This is a genomic window from Rhizocola hellebori (assembly GCF_016862955.1).
Taxonomy (GTDB): Bacteria; Actinomycetota; Actinomycetes; order Mycobacteriales; family Micromonosporaceae; genus Rhizocola; species Rhizocola hellebori.
Genome location: NZ_BONY01000001.1, coordinates 53,813 through 74,931, shown reverse-complemented (window position 1 = coordinate 74,931; position 21,119 = coordinate 53,813). Strand labels below are relative to the sequence as shown.

Annotated in this window: 19 protein-coding genes; 6 read left to right on the top strand and 13 right to left on the bottom strand. The window is 68.2% G+C overall.

Annotated features, from left to right (window positions below; translation table 11 throughout):
* The first annotated feature begins 6 nt into the window (after positions 1 to 6).
* The gene (locus Rhe02_RS00320; protein WP_203905950.1) at positions 7 to 1,416 is read left to right on the top strand and encodes an amidase; all 1,410 of its coding nucleotides are present in this window, start codon (positions 7 to 9) and stop codon (positions 1,414 to 1,416) included.
* Between the two features lie 115 nt (positions 1,417 to 1,531).
* Positions 1,532 to 3,004 (top strand): MFS transporter, encoded by a 1,473-nt coding sequence (locus tag Rhe02_RS00315; protein ID WP_203906227.1) that lies wholly within the window; start codon positions 1,532 to 1,534, stop codon positions 3,002 to 3,004.
* On the opposite strand, the gene Rhe02_RS00310 is transcribed toward Rhe02_RS00315, so the two are convergent.
* Genes Rhe02_RS00310 through Rhe02_RS00295 form a run of 4 tightly spaced genes read right to left on the bottom strand, consistent with a single transcriptional unit; the run spans position 2,997 to position 6,516 of the window.
* Positions 2,997 to 4,121: an AI-2E family transporter gene (locus Rhe02_RS00310; protein ID WP_203905949.1), complete on the bottom strand. Its 1,125-nt coding sequence runs from the start codon at positions 4,119 to 4,121 to the stop codon at positions 2,997 to 2,999. The genes Rhe02_RS00315 and Rhe02_RS00310 overlap by 8 nt on opposite strands.
* A gap of 42 nt (positions 4,122 to 4,163) precedes the next feature.
* Positions 4,164 to 4,832 carry a response regulator gene (locus Rhe02_RS00305; protein WP_203905948.1) on the bottom strand — a complete coding sequence of 223 codons (669 nt, stop codon included), beginning with the start codon at positions 4,830 to 4,832 and terminating at the stop codon, positions 4,164 to 4,166.
* Entirely contained in the window at positions 4,829 to 5,971 is a 1,143-nt protein-coding gene (locus tag Rhe02_RS00300) for a sensor histidine kinase (RefSeq protein WP_203905947.1), read from the bottom strand. The genes Rhe02_RS00305 and Rhe02_RS00300 overlap by 4 nt, the downstream gene beginning before the upstream one ends.
* A gap of 5 nt (positions 5,972 to 5,976) precedes the next feature.
* The gene (locus tag Rhe02_RS00295) at positions 5,977 to 6,516 is read right to left on the bottom strand and encodes a hypothetical protein (RefSeq protein WP_203905946.1); all 540 of its coding nucleotides are present in this window, start codon (positions 6,514 to 6,516) and stop codon (positions 5,977 to 5,979) included.
* A gap of 206 nt (positions 6,517 to 6,722) precedes the next feature.
* On the opposite strand from Rhe02_RS00295, the gene Rhe02_RS00290 reads away from it, so the two are divergent.
* Positions 6,723 to 7,937, top strand: a complete 1,215-nt coding sequence (locus tag Rhe02_RS00290; protein WP_203905945.1) for a DUF1444 domain-containing protein — start codon at positions 6,723 to 6,725, stop codon at positions 7,935 to 7,937.
* Between the two features lie 6 nt (positions 7,938 to 7,943).
* Here the strand turns inward: Rhe02_RS00290 and Rhe02_RS00285 are convergent, their stop codons facing one another.
* Genes Rhe02_RS00285 through Rhe02_RS00265 form a run of 5 tightly spaced genes read right to left on the bottom strand, consistent with a single transcriptional unit; the run spans position 7,944 to position 12,008 of the window.
* Positions 7,944 to 8,579, bottom strand: coding sequence for a response regulator (locus Rhe02_RS00285; protein WP_203905944.1), 636 nt, complete (start codon positions 8,577 to 8,579; stop codon positions 7,944 to 7,946).
* On the bottom strand, positions 8,576 to 9,655 hold the full coding sequence (locus Rhe02_RS00280) for a sensor histidine kinase (RefSeq protein WP_203905943.1): 1,080 nt from the start codon (positions 9,653 to 9,655) through the stop codon (positions 8,576 to 8,578). Before Rhe02_RS00280 ends, Rhe02_RS00285 begins: the two co-directional genes overlap by 4 nt.
* Positions 9,656 to 9,665: 10 nt before the next feature.
* Complete coding sequence (locus tag Rhe02_RS00275; protein ID WP_203905942.1) at positions 9,666 to 10,244, bottom strand: hypothetical protein; 579 nt, start codon at positions 10,242 to 10,244, stop codon at positions 9,666 to 9,668.
* A 55-nt stretch (positions 10,245 to 10,299) separates the two neighbouring features.
* Entirely contained in the window at positions 10,300 to 11,490 is a 1,191-nt protein-coding gene (locus tag Rhe02_RS00270) for a WD40 repeat domain-containing protein (protein ID WP_203905941.1), read from the bottom strand.
* A complete protein-coding gene (locus tag Rhe02_RS00265) occupies positions 11,487 to 12,008 on the bottom strand; it encodes a SigE family RNA polymerase sigma factor (protein WP_203905940.1) in 522 nt (173 codons plus the stop codon). Before Rhe02_RS00265 ends, Rhe02_RS00270 begins: the two co-directional genes overlap by 4 nt.
* Positions 12,009 to 12,131: 123 nt before the next feature.
* On the opposite strand from Rhe02_RS00265, the gene Rhe02_RS00260 reads away from it, so the two are divergent.
* The 3 genes from Rhe02_RS00260 (at position 12,132) to Rhe02_RS00250 (ending at position 17,227) form a co-directional block, all read left to right on the top strand.
* Positions 12,132 to 13,331, top strand: coding sequence for a hypothetical protein (locus Rhe02_RS00260; protein WP_203905939.1), 1,200 nt, complete (start codon positions 12,132 to 12,134; stop codon positions 13,329 to 13,331).
* 21 nt (positions 13,332 to 13,352) lie between these two features.
* Complete coding sequence (locus Rhe02_RS00255) at positions 13,353 to 14,051, top strand: type 1 glutamine amidotransferase (RefSeq protein ID WP_203905938.1); 699 nt, start codon at positions 13,353 to 13,355, stop codon at positions 14,049 to 14,051.
* Positions 14,052 to 14,233: 182 nt separating this feature from the next.
* Positions 14,234 to 17,227, top strand: coding sequence for an AfsR/SARP family transcriptional regulator (locus tag Rhe02_RS00250; RefSeq protein WP_203905937.1), 2,994 nt, complete (start codon positions 14,234 to 14,236; stop codon positions 17,225 to 17,227).
* Here the strand turns inward: Rhe02_RS00250 and Rhe02_RS00245 are convergent.
* From Rhe02_RS00245 to Rhe02_RS00230, 4 genes are all read right to left on the bottom strand, one after another.
* Positions 17,195 to 18,037, bottom strand: coding sequence for a hypothetical protein (locus Rhe02_RS00245; protein WP_203905936.1), 843 nt, complete (start codon positions 18,035 to 18,037; stop codon positions 17,195 to 17,197). The genes Rhe02_RS00250 and Rhe02_RS00245 overlap by 33 nt on opposite strands.
* Before the next feature lie 90 nt (positions 18,038 to 18,127).
* Positions 18,128 to 18,670: a DUF305 domain-containing protein gene (locus Rhe02_RS00240; protein WP_203905935.1), complete on the bottom strand. Its 543-nt coding sequence runs from the start codon at positions 18,668 to 18,670 to the stop codon at positions 18,128 to 18,130.
* On the bottom strand, positions 18,667 to 19,950 hold the full coding sequence (locus Rhe02_RS00235) for a DUF1996 domain-containing protein (RefSeq protein WP_239123118.1): 1,284 nt from the start codon (positions 19,948 to 19,950) through the stop codon (positions 18,667 to 18,669). The genes Rhe02_RS00240 and Rhe02_RS00235 overlap by 4 nt, the downstream gene beginning before the upstream one ends.
* Before the next feature lie 130 nt (positions 19,951 to 20,080).
* Positions 20,081 to 21,100, bottom strand: a complete 1,020-nt coding sequence (locus Rhe02_RS00230) for a LacI family DNA-binding transcriptional regulator (protein WP_203905934.1) — start codon at positions 21,098 to 21,100, stop codon at positions 20,081 to 20,083.
* Positions 21,101 to 21,119: the final 19 nt, after the last annotated feature.

Sequence of the window (21,119 nt, the reverse complement as noted above, 5' to 3'; positions counted from 1 at the left end):
GCTCCAATGGAACTGCACGAATATGCCAGCTTGGACGGGGTCGGGCTGCGGGAGCTGATCGCGGCCGGCCAGGTCACCATGACCGAGGTGCGGCAGGTGGCCCTGCGGGCGCTGGAAGCCGCCAACGCCGACCTCAACGCACTCACCCTGCCCCTGTTCGAGCCCGCGGAGCCCGACCCGCCACGCGGCCCATGGCGGGGTGTTCCTTTTGTCATCAAGGACAGCGGGCCTTTCGCGCGCGGGGTTCCCTTCGCGCTGGGCAGCCGCGCCATCCGGGGCGCTGTCGCACTGGTCGACCACGACATGATGGCGCGTTTCCGGGAGGCGGGGCTGGTGGCACTGGGCCAGAGCACCGCGCCCGAGCTGGGGTTCAGCTTTTCCACCGAGCCGCTGCGGTCGGGTCCGACCCGCAATCCGTGGGCGCTGGGCCGGGGCGTCGGTGGGTCGAGCGGCGGCTCCGCCGCGCTGGTAGCGGCGCGGGCGGTGCCGATCGCGCACGGCAACGACGGCGGTGGCTCGATCCGTATTCCCGCTTCCTGCTGCGGTCTGGTGGGGCTCAAGCCCAGCCGCGGCCGCACGCCCAGCGGCCCGCTGGCCGGGGAGGCCGGCTTCGGGCTCATCACCGAGTTCGCGCTGACGCGCAGCGTAAGGGACACGGCACACCTGCTGGACGCGGTCAGCGCCCCGTTGGTGGGCGAAAAGCAAACGGCGCCACCGCCTTTGCGGCCCTACGTCCAGGAGCTGACCGCGGCCCCCGACCGGCTTCGCGTCGCGCTCACCACGCGGGCCTGGTCGCAGGTGCAGGTCGACCCCCAGGTGGTGGCGGCGACCGAGGCGGCGGGCAAGGTGCTGGAGTGGATCGGGTACCCGGTGGAGCAGGCGAGCCCGGAGCTGGAAGCCGAGGCGATCCTCGACGCGACCATGCTCGGTGTCATCGCGACCGGGGCGGCCGTGCTGCGCGCCGGACGCCAGCCCGACCGCTCTAGGCTGGAAGCGGTCTCCCGTCAGGTACTCGCGATGGCAGAGGAGTCCACCGCGCTGGACGTCATGGCCGCCCTTGACGCGCAGCACCGGGTGACCCGGGCCGTGGCGCTGTTCTTCAACCGGTACGACCTGCTGGTGACACCCACCTTCGGGCAGCTCCCGCTGCCGCACGGCACGCTGCGCTACGACAGCCCGCAGCACACCGCGCGCTCGTGGATCCGGGAAATCCTTGACCTGGGGCCGTTCACCGCACCCTTCAACATCAGCGGCCACCCGGCCATCAGCCTGCCGCTCGCTCAGAGCAGGGAAGGCCTGCCGATCGGGGTGCAGCTGGTCGCCGCCTATGGCCGCGAAGACGTGTTGCTGCGGGTCGCCGCGCAGCTGGAGCAGGCGGTGCCGTGGGGCGCGCGCCGCCCAGCGCACGCGCTTTGAGATCAAAAACTTAGGCCATATATCGGCGGTTCTCCGGACAGCCCTGACAAATCGCGAGGAGAATCAAAACCCTGCTCGCGAGTGGTGAGGGGGACCCATCGTGGCCTCGGTGGTGATGCAACAAGAAGGCTCAGCGCTATCGGCCTATCCGAAGCGATGGCTTGCCCTGGCCGTGATCGCGGTGGCGCAGTTGATGGTGGTGCTCGACGCCACCATCGTCAATATCGCGCTGCCCCAGGCCCAGGCGGACCTGGGGATCACGGACCCTGACCGGCAATGGGTCGTCACGGCCTACACCCTGACCTTCGGTGGTCTGCTGCTGCTCGGTGGCCGGATAGCGGACTATTGGGGCCGTAAGCGCGCCTTCGTCGCCGGTGCGATCGGTTTCGCCCTCGCGTCCGCGCTGGGTGGTCTCGCGCAAAGTGGCGGGACGCTGTTTGCCGCGCGGGCGTTGCAGGGTGCCTTCGGCGCGCTGCTCGCTCCGGCCAGCCTCGCCCTGCTGACCGTGCTGTTCACCGAGGTAAAGGAGCGGGCCAAGGCCTTCGCCGTCTACGGCGCGATCGCCGGTGGCGGTGCGGCCGTGGGACTTTTGCTGGGCGGGATCCTGACCGAGTACACCAACTGGCGCTGGTGTCTGCTGGTCAACATTCCCATCGCCGCGATCGCGATTGTCTTTGCCATTCCCTTGGTACCGGAGAGCCGTGCCAAAGGAAACACCAGCTTCGACATCCCGGGCGCCTTCACGGCCACGCTGGGTCTGGTGTCGCTGGTCTACGGTTTCACCAAGGCGGCCACCGCCGGCTGGGATGCCGCCTCCACCCTGACCTTCCTCGGCATCGGCGTGCTGCTGCTGGTCATCTTCGTCCTGATCCAGATGCGGGCGAAAAACCCGTTGCTGCCCTTGCGAATTGTGCTCGACCGCAACCGCGGTGGCGCCTTCCTGGCGAGCCTGCTGACCGGTGCCGGCCTGTTCGGCTCCTTCCTGTTCCTCACCTTCTACTTCCAAGCCACGCTTGGCTATTCGCCGCTGAAGGCGGGTTTGGCCACGTTGCCGGTTACGGCCGGTGTCTTCGTCGCGGCGGCTGTGGCCAGTCAGCTCATCCCGAAGATCGGGCCCAAGCCGCTCATGGTCGCCGGTGGCTTGTCGTCCACGGCTGCCATGCTGCTGCTGACCCAGATCGGCCTGCACACCAAGTACGCCACCCACGTGCTGCCCGCCGAGTTGTTGCTCGGTCTGGGTCTGGGTTTCATCTTCGTGCCGCTGTCCAACCTGGCCCTGATCGGCGTGCCCAACCACGACGCGGGCGCGGCGAGCGCCACCCTGAACTCGACCCAGCAGGTGGGTGGATCGCTGGGCGCGGCCCTGTTCAACACGTTCTTCACCACCGCGGTGGCCGCCTACCTGACCGATCACATGCGCCCCGGCGTCAACCAGACCGAGGTCGTCGCCGAAGCGCAGGTGCACGGCTACACGGTGGCGTTCTTCTGGGCCGCGGTGTGTCTGGCCATCGCGACCGTGATCATGGCGGTGCTGGTGACCGCGCGCAAGAGCGACGTGGCCGCCGGCCCGGGGCACGCGGCTATTTAGCGCCCGCCGCGGAGTCCTCCGCGTCGCGGTCGCGGATCCAGTCGGAGATGATCGCCTTGAGCGCGGCCGCGACCGGGATCGCCAGCAGTGCCCCGATCACGCCGAGGATGCTCGCGCCGACCAGCGCCGCGAAAAGCACGGCGACCGAGGAGATGTCCACGGTGTTGCGCAGCACCCGCGGCGCGATGACGTAGTTCTCCACCTGTTGGTAGACAAGGAAAAACACCGCGACGAGGATGGTCGTCGGCCAGATGTCGGTGGTGGCCACGGAGACGATCAAGCAGATGGCCGCGCCGAGGGTGGCGCCGATGAGCGGGATCAGGTCGGTGATCGCGACTATCAGCGCCAGCGGCAGGGCGAACGGCACGCCCAGCGCCGACAGGGCGATGAAGGCGGTCACGCCGGCGATGCCGGAGATCAGCAGGTTGCCGATCATGTAGGAGCCAACCTTGTCGATGATGAGGTTCACCGCTTCGCTGATCTGTGGCCGGTGCCGCTTCGGGAACAGCCGCACCAGACCCCGGCGCAGCCGGGACAGATCCGCCATCAGGTAGATGGTCATCACTATCACGAGAAGCACCGAGACGAGCGCGCCCAGGAACTGGCGGGACACCGAGATGGCCTGCTCGCTCATCTTCGCCGGGACGGTCTGCACCCACTGGTCGATGCGCGGCGCCAGGTTGAACCGGTTCTCCAGGCTGCGCAGATCGGGCGAGCGCTGCCGAAGGTTATCGATGTAGCCGGGGAAGTCGGTGGTCAACGCGCTGGCCTGACGCATCAGGTCGGGCGCGAAGAGCCAGACCAGCCCGGCGACGATGAGCAGGGTGACCACGAAAATCAGCGCCACCGCTTGCGAGCGCTTCATCCCGCGGCCGATCATCCAGCGCACCAAGGGATCCAGGCTCACCGCGATGAAGACCGCGACCACCATCTGCACCAGCAGGGTCTGCATCGAGTAGACGGCCAGGGCGATCAGAATCACCACCAGCAGGCCGAAACCGGCCGCGACAGTCCACCTGAACACCTGCCCGGCGTCGATCGGGCCCGCGGCTACCGCGGCGACCGGGACCTGATCGGTGTCGTCCTGCTGAACCTTGGGCTTGGCGTCCACATCCACGCCCGCAGCGTTACCCCGTGCGCAGGCCGCGCACACATCACGTTATGGCACCACAAGACCACTCTGGTACGCGGCCACCACGGCCTGGGTCCGATCACGGACGCCGAGCTTCATCAGCACCCGGCCCAGATGCGTCTTGACCGTGGCCTCGCCGATGATGAGCTTGACCGCAATCTCCGAATTGGACATTCCGGTGGCCGCGAGCACCAGCACATCGCGCTCCCGATCGGTGAGCACCCGCATGTCGGGCGGGGTTTCCCGCTGCTGCGGGCGGGTGCCGAAATCGGTGAGCAGCCGCCGCGCCACGGCCGGGTCGAGCCACGCCTCCCCGGCCGCCACCGCCTGGACCGCCATCACCAGCTCGGCCGGGGCGGCGTCCTTGAGCAGGAAGCCCGAAGCGCCCGCGCGCAGCGCGCCGTAGACCGCGTCGTCCACGTGATAGGTGGTGAGGATGAGCACCTTCACCGGCCGGTCCTCGCGCGCGGCGAAGCCGTCGGAGGTGATCACCCGGGTGGCCTCCACGCCGTCCACGCCGGGCATGCGCACATCCATCAGCACCACGTCGGGCTGGTGGACGCGGGCCTGGGCGATGGCCTCGTCGCCGTTGGAGCACTCCGCCAGCACCTCGATACCGGTCTCGGCGCTTAGCAGCATGGCTATTCCGGCCCGTACCAAGGGCTGATCATCGGCGAGCAGCACGCGAACCGTCATCGGGCCACCACCGGCAGGCTCACCGTGACCTGATAGCCGCCTTCGTCGCGGTGCCCGGCCTCCAGCCGCCCGCCGACCACGGCCACCCGCTCGCGCAGGCCGAGCAGGCCGTGCCCGGTGGACAGGGCCCGGCTGGTGGAGGGGGCCTGCAGCGGAATCGCGTTGGTCACCCGGACCACGAGATCGTCCGTCCACATCAGACGCACCGTGGTGGCCGCGCCGACGCCGGCGTGCTTGGCCGCGTTGGTCAGCGCCTCCTGGACGGCGCGGTAGGCGGCGAGCCCGACGCTTGGGTCGACCGGCTTGGGTTCGCCTTCCACCACCATTTCGACGGGCACCCCGGTCCGCCGCACCCCGTCCACCAGGTCGCCAAGGTCGTCGAGCCCGGGATGGGCCTGCGCTTCGCCGTCGGGGCCCTGCAGCGCGAGCATGCGCCGCAGCTCGCTCATGGCCTGCCGGCCGGTCGCCTCCACCTGGGTCAGCGCGTCAATCGCCCGCTGCGGATCGGTGCGCAGGATGCGTTGCGCCCCGGCCGATTGCAGCACCATGACGGTCACCGAGTGCGCGACGATGTCGTGCAGCTCGCGGGAGAGGCGGGCGCGTTCCTGGGCGACCGCGAGCTGAGCCTCGACCTCCCGCATCCGCTGCGACTCGGCCAGCCTGCGCCGGCTCAGCGCCGTCCAGTAGCCCAGCGCCCACACCCCGGAGATGAACAGCGTGTAGAAAGCGACCAGCCCGATGAAGGTGAGGGCCTTGGCTTCGGTCTCGGAGTACAACGCCTCGTTGACGGCGATGATGGAGAACGGCACCACGGTGGGGGCGATCAGCCACGACAGCCGCCTGTCCCGGTGGGCGCCGACGGTGTAGAGGGCGACAAGCATGCCGAGCACAGGCTGGTAGCCGTGGACCAAGGCCGCGCCGACGACCGCGTGCACCCAGACGATCGCGTAGACAGCGACCGGCGAGCGCCGCCGCCAGATCAGCGCCGCGGCGCCCAGGGCTGCGTATCCGACCAGCCACACCGGGGCGAAGTCCCCCGCTCCCAACTCGGCCAGGTTGCTTCCGGCCGTGGAGAAGAAGAAGACGTCAAGCAGACAGATCGCTATTGCCAGGAGAAGGTCACCCGCGCGCCGCATCATGATTCCTAGTCGTGTTTGTGCGGCAGGCAGAAGCAGAAGAAGATGCACCAGCCACCGGTCATGTCGCCGTAGTCGTCGAACGTGTGGTGGGTGCGTTTGGGCAGATGCTGCTCGCGCTCGATCCGGTCGGCCTGCGCCAGCAGCTCCGGTGAGATCTCGTTGATGCCGCGGGGCACCGCGTCAAGCTCCCACAGCGCAGCCCATAGATCGCCGTCTCTGTCCTCCAATGTGGAGGCAAGACGGCGGGAGTCGACCTCGCCGATCTGGGCGGCGTAGGTTGAGTGATGGGTCAGCCGCCCGGTCATCGCCACCGGCCGCCGCTCCCGATCCTCAAGGGCGAAGCTGCCGAACTTCCAGCAGTCCAACGCGTCGATCTTGGAGTGCTCGGTCAGCTCGGTGGGGAAGATCAGCACTTGGAACTGGCGTTCCCGGTCGAAAAGCGCCTCTGGCGGCGCGGGTATGAGCACCACGTCGCCATCGACAAGGATTCCCGTCGCCAGATGCCCGGCCACCCTGTCGGGGGCCAGACGGTCCTGAATGGACACTCTAATATCGGCTCTCGTCGCTGATCCCAAGCACATGCCGACACCGTAGACCGCCGCCGCTATACGGTCGATCAGCCGTCGGACGGACGTCAGTGGCGCATATCCGACTTGTATGCTCCTCGACCACCCAAGCCGGGAACAATCGTGCTCGACATTCACCATCGTCACGGCGTGCGGTGAGTGCGGCCATGTTACCGTCTGCGACCATGGGTCTGTTCGATCGGCTGAAGGGCGATCCGCGGCGCCGATTTGCCAAGCAGGTGTTGAGGTTCGTGCTGCGGGCCGGCGTCGCGCGGGCGTGGATCGATGAGGAAAAGTTCGCCATCGGCTACGAACGCTCGCTCGGGGACGCCCCGGCCTGGCTGTTCCTGAACAACAGCTACCAAGAGTGCCAGGGCGAAAGCGATGCGTTCATCGAGCATCGGATCAGCACCCTTGTTGACGTGGTTCTCAATCAGCCGCCGCTGCCGGAGACCTGGGATTCAGTACGCGACGTGCTGCGCCCCGTGCTGCGCGGCGCGACCTTCGGGATGGGCGCGCCCTCGGCCGACGCCAAGAAGCTGCTCGCCCGGCCCGCCCTTCCTTACCTGCGCGAGCACGTCGTCATCGACACCCCCACCGCGATGGCCTACGTGATGGAGGACAGCGTCGCCAAATGGAGGGTCACCGCCGATCAGGTGTTCGCCGCGGCCCACGAAAACCTTCACGCCCGAGCGAACCTGGGCATGGAGCCCGACGGCGACGACGACGAAGGGCGGCGCGTGCTGCGCTTCATCGACAGCGGCGACGCCTACTTCGCCTCGATGATCCTGCTGGAGGGCTGGCTGGCCGGCCTTGCCCCGCGGGTGGGCGGCCGCCCGATCGCGTTCGTGCCCGACAACAACACCCTGATCGTGACCTGCGACGACCCGGCCGGAATGGCGGCCCTGCTGGAGCTGGTGGAGGGCGAATACAACGAGGCGGCGCGCAGCATCTCCCCGGTGGCCTACACCGTCGACGGGTCGGCTGCCGTCATCCCTTATCCCGCCTCGGCCACCCATCCGGCCCATCATCACGTGCACCGGTCGACGATCATCTTGGCGGCCAACGAGTACGGGGCGCAGAAACACTGGACCGAGAAGGCCCACCAGCGCGAGGGAATCGACGTCTACGTGGCCGAGTTCACGGTGGGGCAGCGTCCGGACGAGTCGCTGTTCTCCTACACCGTCTGGGCGGCCCCGGTCGACACCCTGCTGCCCCAGGCGGATTATGTGGCGTTCGCCGACACCGATCAGGAGGCTTTCTGGGTACCGTGGAAAGTCCTGACGGAATTCGTCGGCCTCATCCCGGTCGAGGACATGAACCCCACTCGGTTCCGGGTGCGGCAGTGGCCGGATCCGTCCATTGTGGAGCAACTGCGGGCCAGAGCCGAGACGCCGTAATCGCCTTTAGATGACCCCGTGATCGCGGGCATAGACCGCCGCCTGGATGCGGTCGCGCAGGCCGAGCCGCTCGAGCAGGCGCGAGAGATGATTCTTGACCGTACCCTCACTCAGGTGCAGCCGCTGCCCGATCTCGCGGTTGGTCAGCCCCTGCGCGACCAGGCGCAGCACGTCGACCTCGCGGGCGCTCAGCGGAATGCTCGGCGACGCGGTGGCCGGGCCGATCGCGGCGGTGAGCCGGGCCGCCGCGGCCGGGTCGAACTGCATCACCCCGGCGTGGGCCAGCCGCACGGCTGCCGCCAGCTCTCGCGACGGCAGGTCCTTGAGCAGGTAGCCGGTCGCGCCCGCGCGCAGCGCCCGGATCACGTAGTCGTGGTCGTCGAAGGTGGTGAGCATGACCACCCGGCAGTCCGGGAGGCGTTGCCGCAGAACGGCTACCGCCTCGACTCCGTCCATCTCGGGCATGCGCACATCCATGAGCACCACATCGGGCGTGAGTGCGATCGCCTGAGCCACCGCCTCCCGCCCGTCACCGGCCGTGCCGACGACCGCTATCCCGTCCTGGATGGCCAGCAGGGAGGCGATGCCCTCGCGGATCAGCTGCTGGTCGTCGACGACGAGCACGCGCACCAGATCGCTCATGACATGGCCCTCGGCACCTGAACCCTCAGCTGCGTGCCGAGACTCTGTCCACTTTGGACCATAACCTGCCCGCCGGCCTGCTCGACGCGCTCGCGCATGCTCGCCAGCCCGAAGCCTTCCCGGCCCGGCTCGAAGCCGCAGCCGTTGTCGGTGACCAGCATCCGCGCCCGCTGCTGTCCCAGCTCGACCTCGACCCTGATCTCGGTCGCCCGCGCGTGGCGGCGGGCATTGGTGATGCCCTCCTGCGCGGCTCGGTAGAGGGCGCGCAGCGCGGTGTCGCCGTAACCGGCCTGCGAGCCGGTGACCTGGATCGGGACCGTGGTGCCGACCAGCTCCTGCAGCGCGGCCTCAAGCAGGAACGGTTCGGCCTCGCCGCGCAGGGCCCGCACGGATTCGCGGACATCCTGCAATGCGCGCCGCGCGGAGCGGGCCGCGTCGTCGACGGCCAGCCGCGCCTGCGCGGGATCGCGTTCGCGGAACGCGTCCGCCTTCTCCAGCAGCACCACCACTGCGGTGAGATGGTGGCCGAGATCGTCGTGCAGGTCGCGGGCGACCCGATGCCGTTCTGCGGCCGCGGACAGCTCGGCGATCTGGCGATGCGACTCCTGCAGCCTGACCCGGCCGCGCGTTTCCTCGACCGCGACCGCGGCCATCGCGATCGCGAGGACCAGGCCGAGCCCGAACATCAGCAGATCGGAGAGGCGCTCCAGATCGGAGCGCCAGCCCGGGACGGTCAGCTCGTAGACCACGGCCAGCGCGGCCACACAGGCGACGCCCAGCGCGATGCTCACCGCTCGGCCGAAGGCGAAGTAGGCGGTGAACGGCACGAGCACGAACAGCGCCTTCGCCAGCCCCGACCCGTCCGCGAACGCGACCATGGCGAACATCGCCGTCTTGGCCGCGATCCCCAACAGCTTGTGCCGCACCCACTCCAGCGCGAAGAGCGCGGCCATCCCGGCCAGGAACAGCACAAGGCGGGTGTCGCCGAGACCGGAGAGGCCGGCATAGAGCCCGGCGATCACCACGGCCGCATAGAGCACCGGCGACACCCACGGCACGGGCCGTGAAGAGTCCACGGCCATGAGACTACGGCCGCGCCGGAAGCGGCTCATCGGCTTGCCAGACCGACCACGACAGCCAGACCAGACTGGCACCCGCGAGCACGTGCACGCCGCTGGTGAAGACCGAGTCCGGCAGCGGGGCGAGCAAGGCCAGTAGCGACAGCGTGCCGGCGTAGCCCAGCGAGGGCACCTTCGCGAAGACGCCCGCGCGCAGCAGGGAGACCCCGAACAGCACGGTGCCTACCACGAAGACGACCGCGCTGCCCAGGAAGGCGAACCGGGTCGGCCCGGCGAGAAGATCCTCCACCACCGCCGGGTCGAGATAGAACAGTGCCAGGTTCAGGGTGAACCCGACGCCGGAGAACAGGCCCAGCCCGATCAGGTTGACCGCGTAGGCGATCGCGCCGAAACTGCCTGCCGCACGGCGGTGCCGCAGGTAGATGGCGGTCAGGGCGGGCGCCCCGAAAGCCGTTCCGAGCCCGATGACAAAACTGGTAGCCGCGGTCTCGCCGGTGAACGCTTCCACCGCGGCGGGAACCCCGAGCGACAGACCGAGCACGACCCCGCATACCGCGCCAAAGCGCAACAGCCACAACATATCCATGCGCCCGACGCTAGGAAGCCGACCGGCCACCCGACAGTGCCATCCGGCCAAACCGCTAGCTGCCGATAGCGCGCTCGCGGCGCCGGCGGCCTTGGACCGATCCGGTGACCAGGACGACGACGAGCAGGACAGGCAGCACCATGCAGGCGAGCCGGAACTTGTTGTCCCAGATCTGGTGCAGCGTAAGCAACCAGGGCCCTCGGTCAGGCTCGGCCGGTGGCCGGGTGTGCGACCAGTCCACGATGGCCGTTGCGGCCTGTGCCGAGTACCCGGTGATCAGATGCAGTACCTCGTGGGGCGCTGGCACGGCCGGGATGAAGTCCGAGCCGTCGGAGAAGACCGGGCTGCCCTGCCACCAGTCGACGATGTATGGCGAGATCGGGACAGGCGACCGCCACCGTTGGTAGAGGTCTTCCTCGCGGCAGATCCCGGTCTGCCAGTCCAGGTGCAGGACGTGGTTGGAGGAGCCCTGCTCGAACATGATCTCAGAGTTGAGCGGGCTCCACGCCCGTGGCCCGGCGAATCTGAAGGCGCCCGGGAGGGTCTGTCGCGTGCTGGTGCCGGACCGGTCATAGATGTCCACGTCGCGGGAGCAGACAAGAGCGAACCTGCTGCTGTCCGGAGAGAAGATTCCGTCGACCTCTGGGCAGTTCGCGGAGGTGGGCCGGGTCACCGCCCAGCTGAGCGCCAGCGTGTCGGCCTCCAGCACCGAGAAGCCCCCGTCTATGCGCACTGCGAGCTGCTTGCCGTCGCTGGACCAGGTGATCGCCTTCCCAGGCAGATCTCGCTGAGCGCCGGAGGTGAGGTCAAGCAGATACGAGCGATCCGCTTCGGTCATCGCCAGCCTGCCCCCGTCAGGTGACAGGAGGAACGTGTGCTCGACGCGGCCCACCGGCAGGTCGCGGAAGCTGTTGTCGGGGCTGACCAGGACGAGCCGGTCGCCCAGATCGGTGACGATCAGGGCCTGGCCGATGGGCGCGTCACGTACGTCCGCGAGCCACGCCGGGATCTCTATCAGCTCGCTGGGCAGCGGGAAACGTTGCGGGTCGGCGGCGATCTCGGGTGGCCTCGGCGCCGGCGTGGTGATCAGAGCCAGACCGGCCAGCGCGACCAGAAGCGTTGCCGCACAAGCGGTCAGGGCGTTGCGTACCCGCCGCGTGCGGCGAGCGCGGTCGAAGAAGCCCGGCGGCAGCGCCGGTGCGGTCACCGTGATCTCATCAGCGACTTGGCGGAACCGGGTGGTCATGGCACAGACACCTCCTTGGCGTCCTCGAACAGCTCGTTAAGGCGCGGGTTGAGTGCTTTGAGGCGGGAAAGGGCGTGCCGGGTCTGGCTTTTGACGGTGCCCACCGCGCAGCCGAGCATCTGCGCGGTCTGCGACTCGCTGAGATCCTCGTAGAAACGCAGCATCAGCACCGCTCGCTGGCGGCTGGTCAGCTTGCGCAAGGCCTGGTCGAGCGCCACTCGCAGGTCGAGGTCGTCGGGGTGGCGGGCGGGCTCGGCCGCGGTGACGCCCAAGGACTCGCGCGGGCGGCGGCTCAGCGCCCGCAGCCGCGAGACCGACTGGGTATACAGGGTCCGCCGGACATAGGCCTCCGGGTCCTCGACCCGGCCCCACCGTTGCGCCACCCGCGCCAGCGCCACCTGCAGCAGGTCCTCGGCGTCATGGCGGTCGCCGGTGAGCAGGTAGGCGACGTGGATGAGCACGGCCGACCGGGCCGCGACGAACTCTTCGAACGCCGCGCGCGCCACCGCTGTGTTCATGCACCCTCCCTACCCTTAAAGACGCCTAGCCGCGCAGCCGTGGAGGGAGGTCCGGCAAGGACGGCCAGCACGGCCGCCGACCATCCATCGTTACGGCGCAGGGTCATAATGTGGGGCAGTCCTATGAGGAGGGTGACTTTGGGCGGCGGCATCGAAAAACGTGAGCTCGTGATTCCGGCGCAGCGGCGGGCGGAGGATCCGGAAAACGTCGACTTTATCGGCAACGCGCAACTCCTCTTGACCGCTCCGTTCTTTCCCAACCTGGAGCTCGTTGATCATTCGCAGGTGTACAAGGTCCCTGCTGACGGGGTCCTTGACCCCCAAGGCCGGATCGTGCGGGCAGACCGGCCGACGGATCCTTTCCTGCGCGGCTCGCTCACCTACGGAAATCCCAGCCTTGACGTGCTGACGCACTTCGAGGGGGGCGAGCGTTTCCATGCCGAGCTGGCACAGATCGCCCAGGATGCGGTGGGGCTGCCGATGCGGCTCGAGGTCACCGGGATTCTCTTTCCCGATGGGTTCGGGTCGGTGGCTTTGCGGATGGAGGTGGCGGATGGCTGGGGAAGCGCCCAACGCGAGCGGCTCATCCGCGGGTTCGGTCCGCAGGGCCGGGATTCGGTCGCCGAGCAGCTCCGCGGGGTGCTGCTGCCCGCTCTGTCCGAGGTGGTCATTCGCTGTCGCCCGCATGCGCCCAGCGGCACGCTCCTGCCATATTTCAACCTCACCTATGTGGCGCAGACCTCGCACCCGCGCCCCGGCCGCGGCGCCCTTCCCGATGACCTTCGGCAGCTCATCTACCCCCGCTCGCCGGCACCCATCACGTCTGACTCAACGTGGCTGGAGGAGTTCTTCTACGCCGGGTACGCCTTTCTTCTGCTCGCCAGCGCGGAGCCCGGGCAAACGCTCGACCAGCTGGAACACCTGCTGCTGCACCTGGATGTGCAATATGCCCGGATGGACCAGAGCGCGGCCGCGGCCGACCGGCTGATTCGCTCGTCCACGCTGGATCTGGACGTGGAGGAGCTGGTCCGGCTGGAACGCCGCCTGCGCGCCGACTATCAGGCGCTGGTCAGGCCGACCTTCAGCTACAACTTCCATGTCCTCAAGCTTCGCGACGCGATTCTCCACGCCTGGGAGACCGACAAGACACGCGAACGCGCGGATACGTTGATGGATATGGCCCGGCAGGCTGTGCAGCGCAACCTCGACCAGGAGCAGGCGCGCCGTGTCGCCCGGGTGAACATCGTGGTGACGATCTTGGCCATCTTGAGCTTCATCGGGTCCTTGGAAGCGGCGGTTAACCTGTGGATGAAATGGTTCTGAGTCGTTGTGAGGGTGTTACCGGTGGATGTGCTGATTTACGTCGCGGACGGCATCCTCTTTGAGGGCGTCGACTACGCCACGCGGATAGAAGAGCGGTTGTCGCAAGCCGGGCTCACCTCGTTACGCTGCGACCTGACCAGCCTGCCTATTGAGCACCCCCGCCCGAGGCTTGCCTATGTCTTCACCGGGGGCGAGACCTCGGTCCACTCCGACGCGGCATGGATGCGGTCGGCGATCGGCATGACCCGGCGTCTCATCGCCGGCGCCCAGCGCGGGGAACAGTCTGTGATCGGGATCTGCCTGGGGTCACAGATTATCGCCGAGGCGCTGCGGCCAGACTCGATCATCTCCACCCGGGCCATCGAAGTGGGGCTGACCCCTGTAACTTCGGCCCACGCGGGCCAAGCCGAGCAGGCCGTCCCATCCTTTCACTACCAGGCGATTTCACCGGCGATCGACCAGGACGCCGAAGTCCGCATCGAGTTGCATAACGCGCACACGGCGGTCCAGGCGTTCAGCTACGGCAAGCGCGTCTTCGGTTGCCAGTTCCATCCCGAGCTTTCGCCGTCGGATGTTCTCAAACTCATCGAGTTCAATTCAGACGTGATCACCACCTGGCACGGCGATGTCGAGGTCGCCCGTCAATCCGTGGCGCTACATTCCGACGCGCTTCCCGGCGATCTCTTCGATCGGCTGATCGTCGACCGGATCCGCGCCTGAACAAATCAACCCAGCAGCGTTGACCTCCGGCTAGGCACACTTTGTAGCCCTGCCAACGTATCTGGCATCACGCCGACTGCGCGTCGCGCCGTACCACGACAGCCGCCGTGGAGGCGACGACGCCTATTTGTCTGACGGCCAAACTGGTCACCTATTGTCGAGGCCGGGGGACGGGAGGCTTGATGAAGTTCAGGTTGCTGGGCTCATTAGCGATCGAAGTGGATGGTCAGCTGCGCGCCGTGGCGCGCCCGCGGACCCGAGCCGTCCTGGCCCGCCTGCTGTTGTCCGCCAACCGGCTGGTCACCACGGAGTCGCTTGTCGACGCGCTGTGGGGGCAGGCCCCGCCGGCGACCGCGCGGAGCCAGATCCAGACCGCCGTTTCCGCGGTGCGGCAGGCGTTGCGCGACATGGGTTGTGAAAATCTGCTAAAGACCAGTTTTTCTGGGTACCAGTTAGACGTGGCTCCGGCCGACTCAGACCTCATCGTGTTCACCACGACGATCGAGCAGGCCCGGCGGGTGGCGGAGGAAGACCCGGCCGAGGCGGCCCATCTGATCAAGCAGGCGCTGCTGCTGTGGCGCGGACCCGCCCTCAGCGAGGTCGTCGGGTCGTTTGTGGACAGTGCCCGGGCCGGTCTGCAGGAACAATACCTGACCGCGGTGGAGCGGCTGGCCGAGCTGCAGCTGCGAATGGGCCGGCATGAGGAGGTGGCCGTCGAGCTGGCTCCGGTGGCCAAGGAGCACCCGCGCCGCGAAAGCCTGGTTCGCTCGCTGGCGCTGGCGCTTCACCGATGCGGCCGGCGCGCTGATGCGCTGGCCGTGCTTCAGGCGCAGCGCGAACACCTTGTGGAGGAATTCGGCACCGACCCGGCGCCGGCCACGTGCGAGCTGGAGCAGTCGATCCAGCGCGCCGATCCGCACCTGGACCGGATCGGCTCGGTCAGCACCACCGTGTCGGGGCCTGGAATCAACTCGCTGCCCACGGACGTAGCCGGGTTCTCCGGCCGGCGATCGCACCTGACCGATCTCGACACTGCGGCAGCCGCATTGGTGACTATCACCGGATCCGGGGGCATCGGCAAGACCGCGCTGGCTTTGCATTGGGCTCATCGCGCGGTGGACCGGTACCCAGATGGAGTCCTTTATGTTGATCTTCATGGCTTCGGCCGTCAGCAGCCGTCCAGCCCGGTGCAGGCGCTGTCGCGTTTGCTGTATCAGCTTGGCGTGCCACCGGAACAGATTCCGTCGCAAGAAGGATTTGCCGTCGACCTTTACCGGTCCCGGGCGGCGGGAAAGCGCCTGCTGGTGGTGGTCGACAACGCGCGCGACTGCGATCAGGTGCGTCCGTTGCTGCCCAACAGCTTGACCAGCCGCACGCTGGTGACCAGCCGGCATGAGCTGTCCGGTCTGGTCGCCCGCGACGGAGCGCACTGCCTGCGGCTAAGCGTGCTCAACCCAGCGGAGGCGCTTGAGCTGCTTGCCCGGTCGCTGCCGCAGGCGAGCCCGGCTGTCCTGCATGAGCTTGCGCGATTGTGCGCCTATGTCCCGCTGGCGCTGCGGATCGCCGCCGCCGCGATCGCCACCGGGACATCGCAGGACGGGGTGGAATACGTGGCGGGGCTGCGCACGGTCGATCGGCTTAGCCTGCTGGGCGTCGAAGGTGACGACGACACCGCGGTCGCGGCGACCTTCGATCTGTCCTACGCCATGCTGGAGCCTGCGGTGCAACGCATGTTCCGGCTGCTGAGCGTGGTGGCCGGGCCCGACTTCTGCGCGCAGGAGGCCGCGAGCCTGGCCGGGCTGCCCGGGCCACACGCCTTGCGGTTGCTGAAAACCCTTACCCACCACCATATGGTGGAGGAACGGGCGCCGGGCCGCTTCGGCTTCCACGATCTGCTGCGTCTGTACGCGGCGCACCTGCTCGAGGCAACCGATGGCGGCGACGCGCGCAAGGCGGCGGAAACCGCTCTGGCCCAACACTATCTGCACCATGTCGTGGCTGCCGCCCACGCCCTGTACCCACAGCTGCTGCGCCTTCCCGCGGATGAGGCCGACTGGCCGCTCCGTTTCGCGGACCGCCCCGAGGCGATGGAGTGGCTCAACACGCAGCGCGCCAGCCTGGTTGCTTCCATCGTGGCCTTCGCCGACCAGGGCCACCCGGAGTTCGCCTGGCGGCTGGCCGACGGGATGCGCGGGTATTTCTTCCTGCGCATGTTCCCGGTGGAGTGGCAGAGCGTCGCCGAGGCGGGGCTGCGGGCCGCGCAAGCCCAGGGCGACCACCACGGGCAGGCGGCGGCACATCTGAACCTGGCCGACTTCTATGGACGGCAAGGCTTTCACGATCTGGCCGACCGCGCTTTCGGCAGTGCCGCAGAGCACGCGCAGGCAGCCGGCTGGCGCGAGGCGGAGGCCACCATCATGGGCAGCCAGGGCGGGTTGTGGCGGTTGCAGGGCAGGCCCTCTGAAGCGGCACAGCTGATGGAGCGAAGCCTGGCGTTGAACGTCGAAATTGGACGGCTCGACGGGCAGGGCGTCAACCACGGCAACCTCGGTGCGCTCTACGGCGAGCTTGGCGACTATGCCAAGGCGCAGGAGCATTTGCAGCGATCGCTGGCCCACTATTCGGGCAAGGGTGTCCCGATGGCCGAGGCGTTCCTGCTGACCAGCCTCGGCGAGCTGGCGTTGTGGCGCGGTGAGCTGTCATCGGCTGAAGAGTATGTGCGCCAAGGCTTCGCTATGCACGAGGAGCTTGCTGACACGTGCGGCCAGGCCGTCACCACCCGGGTGCTGGCAGAGGTGCAGGTGAAACGGGGAAACTTCGCGGCCGCCCTGGAGCTGATGGAGTCGGCGATTGCGCTGGCGAACGACAGCGACGACCGCTGGGTGCAGGCGAGCTGCCTGCAGGCCCAGGCGCTGGCACTTCGCAGCAACGGCTCACTGGCCGAGGCGCTGCCCATCGCGACGCGGGCGGTCGAGCTGGCCCGCGAGGTGAAGCACGTGTACGCCGAAGCCCGTGCGCTGATTGAACTCGCCGAGGTTCAATCAGCGCTGGGCGAGACGGAGCAGGCCGTGTCCGCCGCCCGCCGGGCACACCTGCTGGCGAGCGGCGCGGGCTATACCGCCGTGGCCGATCAGGCCTCAGGCCTAATAGGCTTCCTTACCGGTGCCCTTGCGTAGACAGGCTTTGTTGAACTCAAGCCAGTTGGCCTGCGAGCTGGTCAGCCCGCCGGTGCGCCCGATCCGGGTCAGCACCTTCCGGGAGCACGTGTCGGTCTTGGTACCCCAAAGCCCGTCGATCGGGCACTCGGTGGTGGTGAAGCCCCAGATGTAGACGAGGCAGGCCTGGACTCCGTGCACCTGGGCGCTCGCCTGGTTGAAGGTGGAGTTGCCGCTGCCGGAGATCTGGTTGTCGGCGTGCACGTGGTTCCAGTGCTCGGCGTTGAAGAGATAGTGCAGCACGTGCTGTAGGTGGTACTGCAGTCCGGCCACCCCTGCCCAGTAGCGCTGGCGCACGGTGGTCAGCGACGAACCTGTCCAGCTCCGCCAGATGTTGTAGCGGGTGTCGAACCCCGCGAAGGTGCTTCCGGTGTTGGCATCGGTGAAGAGGAACCGGCTGATGTCAACGGCACGGCCGTAGTAGTGCATGCTGGTCGAATCGTCGTCGCCGTGCACGCCAAGGTGGTTGAGGCGCAACGGCCCGATCCAGTTGGACGGGGTGTTGGCGTAGTAGAAGGAGATCCAGTTCTGGAGCCGGGCGTAGTAGGTGGCATTGAAGTCCTGGGCGAAGTTGGTGCCCGGCTCAGAGCTGCCGACGTACCACAGTGGCACCGGCAGCACGCTGGTGATGGTGTTGGTGTGCACCGTGGTCCCGTGTGCGGCGGCCGGCGCGCCCTGGCCGACCACCGCCCCGACCGCGCCCATGGCGGCGGCCCCCAGCAGCGCGCGGCGTGAAGCGATGCGCGAAAATTCCACGTTGGAATCCGTCATAGGCGCAGACTCTGCCCGGGACCGCTATGCGAACCCCACCCATCGCCCATCCATTGACCCTGATGGAAGCCTTGTCCCGAGCGCCGCAGGCTAGCCGGGCAGGCGGGAGAGGTCGCGCTCACGGCTTTCCTGCACGGCTGCAGCCAGCGCTCGGGTCGCCGCGTGGGTGCCGGCTTTGAGTTCGGATTGGGCGAGCGATACGCATTGGGTGAGGTGTGCGCGCAGGCTGGCCGAGAGCAGCTGGTCGAAGCTGGAACCGTTGGCCTGCTTCAGTTCCGCGAAAGTGGTGGCGGTGACCATGCCCGGCATCTCGTGCTCGGCGTGCGGGTTGTCGTCCTTGGCGCCCATGGCGAAAAGGTTGCCGCGCAGCAGCTCGATCTCGGAGCGGTGCTGGGCCGCGATGTCGGCGGAGAGCGCAATTACGCCGGCATCGCGGCTGTGGGTGGGCGTGAGATCCAGGACGGTGAGGATGCGCTCGTCGAGCGCCAGCACCAGCTGGGTCCACGCCACGTCGGTGGTCACCGCGACCATGATGCTGGGACTTGGCCCGGCGCTGACCGGGGGCGCCGCCGCCGGGGCGGAGCAGCCCCCGGCCAGCAGGGCCACCAGCATCATGGTTCGGCGATAACTCATGGAGTGCCGTTCACTCCGCACTTGATGATCGGCCGGATACAGTCGCGGACGCGGCGCTCCAGCTCGGCGACGGGCCAGGCGTTGAAGAAGTCGCCGTGCATCGTGTAGCCGGGACCTGAGGAGAGCCGGAACGCGGCCGGGTTGCCGTTGGCCGGGTAGCGCAAAACCTGGCGCAGCTTGGGAACGGGCACCGGGTGCGAGGCCGGGCAGGCCTGGTTCACCGGATAGGCCATGTGACTCTTGTGATCTGCCGAGTCGAGGTCACGGCCGTTCCAGCATTGCGGGAAGTCCAGATAGGACTCCATCATCGAGCCGGCCGGGCAGGTCACGAAGTCCTTGCCCGGTGGGACCTCGCCGTGGTGCAGGCAGGACCAGCGCGCGATGCTGTCGTTCGGCCCGGTCGCTTTGGAGTTGCCGGCGACTATGCGAAGACCGAGTGGGAAGGCCTGGATCACCGCGGTGATGTCCGGGCGCACGCCCTCACCGAGGTAGTAGAACGTGGTGATGGATGGCGCTACCGCGACGTTGTTCACGTACAGGGTAGGCACCCAGTAGGAGGACAGGTCGGTGCTGGGCGCGCAGTTGGTCCCGCCGGCGGTCAGGCTGGCGAGCGTGGAGAAGGCGTTGGTGCTCGTGTTGCCCATGAAGTCGTGCATGTGCGACCCGCCGGGCAGGGCGGGGAAGACGATCGGGTCGTCGGGAAGCCGGTGTGACAGCGGGCAGTCGGCCAGGAATTCGGAAACCCGAACGATCGGGCCGCCACCGCCACCGCCGCCACCCGGTGCACCGCCGGTGCCCCAAGCCTGGAACTCCCACAGCGAGACACCGTATTGGGTGGCGCGGGCGGTGGCGTTCAGGCGGATGTAGCGTCCGGAGCCGTTGACGGTCAGGTTCTGGTCGACGCCGGTCGCGGTCGTCGTGGAGTAGAGGGTGGTCCACGGGCCGTCGGCGCCGCCGGAGATCTGGATCTGGAAGGCGGTTGCGTAAGCGGCTTCCCAGTCGAGGAAGACGCGGTTGACCTGAGCGGTCGCGCCGAGGTCGACCCGAATCCATTGCGGGTTGCTGAACTGGCTCGACCAGCGCGTGCCGCCGTTGCCGTCGACCGCGTTGGAAGCCGGGCTGCCGCCGTTCTCGGTGGACGAGGCGGTGGCCGTGTGGCCTTGGGACAGATTGACATCGGCCGCCGCGGCCGGGCCGGCCGAGACGAGCACGGTGGTGGTGGTGAGCAACATCGCGGCCACGAGGGCGGTGGTGCGATGTCTACGGCGGATTGATTGCATAGTGGCTCCTAGCTGAGGGGAGCGGTGCGCGCGGAAGCCGTGCCGCCGTTGACGGCTGCCGGGCGCTTGAGGACATTGACGGAGAGCGCTCTCCCATCACTGTGACCGGGAAGGCGACGGATGTCAATGCTTAGGCTATCGGCCCGCTTGACTCCCTCACCGTGAGGTGGGTCGGCAGCACCACGCACCGGCGCTGGTTCTGGTCGGGCAGCCGGTCGGTCAGCAGCGACAGCAACATCGACACCGACACCCGGCCGGCCTGCTCGATCGGAGCGGTCAGCGTGGTCAGGGTGGGGTGGCAGAAGTCGGCGCCGAAGATGTCGTCACAGCCCACGATGCTGATATCGCCGGGTACCCGGACCCCACGCTCGCGCAGCCGGGTGAGCATGCCGATCGCGAGCAGGTCGTTGAAGACGATGCACGCGGTGGCCTTGGTGTTGACGACGGCGTCGGCGGCGGCCGAACCCGAGGGGCGCTCGGCCGGGAACGGCCCGGCCCGGCGGGCCTGCACGCCATGGCGCGCCGCGCTGCTGCGCAGCGCTTGCCAGCGGGCCTCGTTGGGCCACGACGACTGGGGTCCGGAGACGTAGATGAGGTCGCGGTGGCCCAGCGACACCAGATGCTCGACCGCCTGGCCTATCCCGGCGGGCGTGTCGATGATGACGCTCTGCACCCCGCGCACGTTGCGGTTGATGGTCACCAGCGGGATCTCGGTGGCCAGCGCGGCCAGGGCCCGGTCGGAAAGCCGTGACGCGGCAAGGATCGCGCCGTCCAGGGAACGGCGCATCTTGTGCAGCATGGCCGCTTCCAGCTCGCCGGAGTCCTCGGTGTCGATGAGCAGCTGGGCGTAGCCCGCCGCCTTCAGCTGTTGCTGGGTACCACGGATGATGCCGAAGTAGAACGGGTTGGTGATCGCGGAAACGAGCACCGCGATGGTGCCGGTGCGGCCCGAGCTCAGCGCCCGCGCCTGGGTGTTGGGCACGTAGTTCAGCTCGCGGGCGGCGGCCTCGATGCGCTCGCGGGTGGCGTGGTTGACCCGCCCGGGTTTGCTCAGCGCACGCGACACGGTGGACGGGGCTACGCCAGTCAGTGCCGCTATGTCATTGATGGTGACCGGGCGGGCCCGCTTGGCGGAAGGGAGCTCTTCCATCGGGCCAGGCAACCACAGT

Bases quoted from the DNA above. Each gene is read 5' to 3' on its own strand.
- Rhe02_RS00290 (WP_203905945.1), top strand. From the start codon at position 6,723: ATGGGTCTGTTCGATCGGCTGAAGGGCGATCCGCGGCGCCGATTTGCC.
- Rhe02_RS00275 (WP_203905942.1), bottom strand. From the start codon at position 10,244: ATGGATATGTTGTGGCTGTTGCGCTTTGGCGCGGTATGCGGGGTCGTG.
- Rhe02_RS00250 (WP_203905937.1), top strand. From the start codon at position 14,234: ATGAAGTTCAGGTTGCTGGGCTCATTAGCGATCGAAGTGGATGGTCAG.
- Rhe02_RS00235 (WP_239123118.1), bottom strand. From the start codon at position 19,950: ATGCAATCAATCCGCCGTAGACATCGCACCACCGCCCTCGTGGCCGCG.
- Rhe02_RS00320 (WP_203905950.1), top strand. From the start codon at position 7: ATGGAACTGCACGAATATGCCAGCTTGGACGGGGTCGGGCTGCGGGAG.
- Rhe02_RS00270 (WP_203905941.1), bottom strand. From the start codon at position 11,490: ATGACCACCCGGTTCCGCCAAGTCGCTGATGAGATCACGGTGACCGCA.
- Rhe02_RS00230 (WP_203905934.1), bottom strand. From the start codon at position 21,100: ATGGAAGAGCTCCCTTCCGCCAAGCGGGCCCGCCCGGTCACCATCAAT.
- Rhe02_RS00265 (WP_203905940.1), bottom strand. From the start codon at position 12,008: ATGAACACAGCGGTGGCGCGCGCGGCGTTCGAAGAGTTCGTCGCGGCC.
- Rhe02_RS00315 (WP_203906227.1), top strand. From the start codon at position 1,532: ATGCAACAAGAAGGCTCAGCGCTATCGGCCTATCCGAAGCGATGGCTT.
- Rhe02_RS00245 (WP_203905936.1), bottom strand. From the start codon at position 18,037: ATGACGGATTCCAACGTGGAATTTTCGCGCATCGCTTCACGCCGCGCG.
- Rhe02_RS00300 (WP_203905947.1), bottom strand. From the start codon at position 5,971: ATGATGCGGCGCGCGGGTGACCTTCTCCTGGCAATAGCGATCTGTCTG.
- Rhe02_RS00285 (WP_203905944.1), bottom strand. From the start codon at position 8,579: ATGAGCGATCTGGTGCGCGTGCTCGTCGTCGACGACCAGCAGCTGATC.
- Rhe02_RS00260 (WP_203905939.1), top strand. From the start codon at position 12,132: ATGAGGAGGGTGACTTTGGGCGGCGGCATCGAAAAACGTGAGCTCGTG.
- Rhe02_RS00240 (WP_203905935.1), bottom strand. From the start codon at position 18,670: ATGAGTTATCGCCGAACCATGATGCTGGTGGCCCTGCTGGCCGGGGGC.
- Rhe02_RS00305 (WP_203905948.1), bottom strand. From the start codon at position 4,832: ATGACGGTTCGCGTGCTGCTCGCCGATGATCAGCCCTTGGTACGGGCC.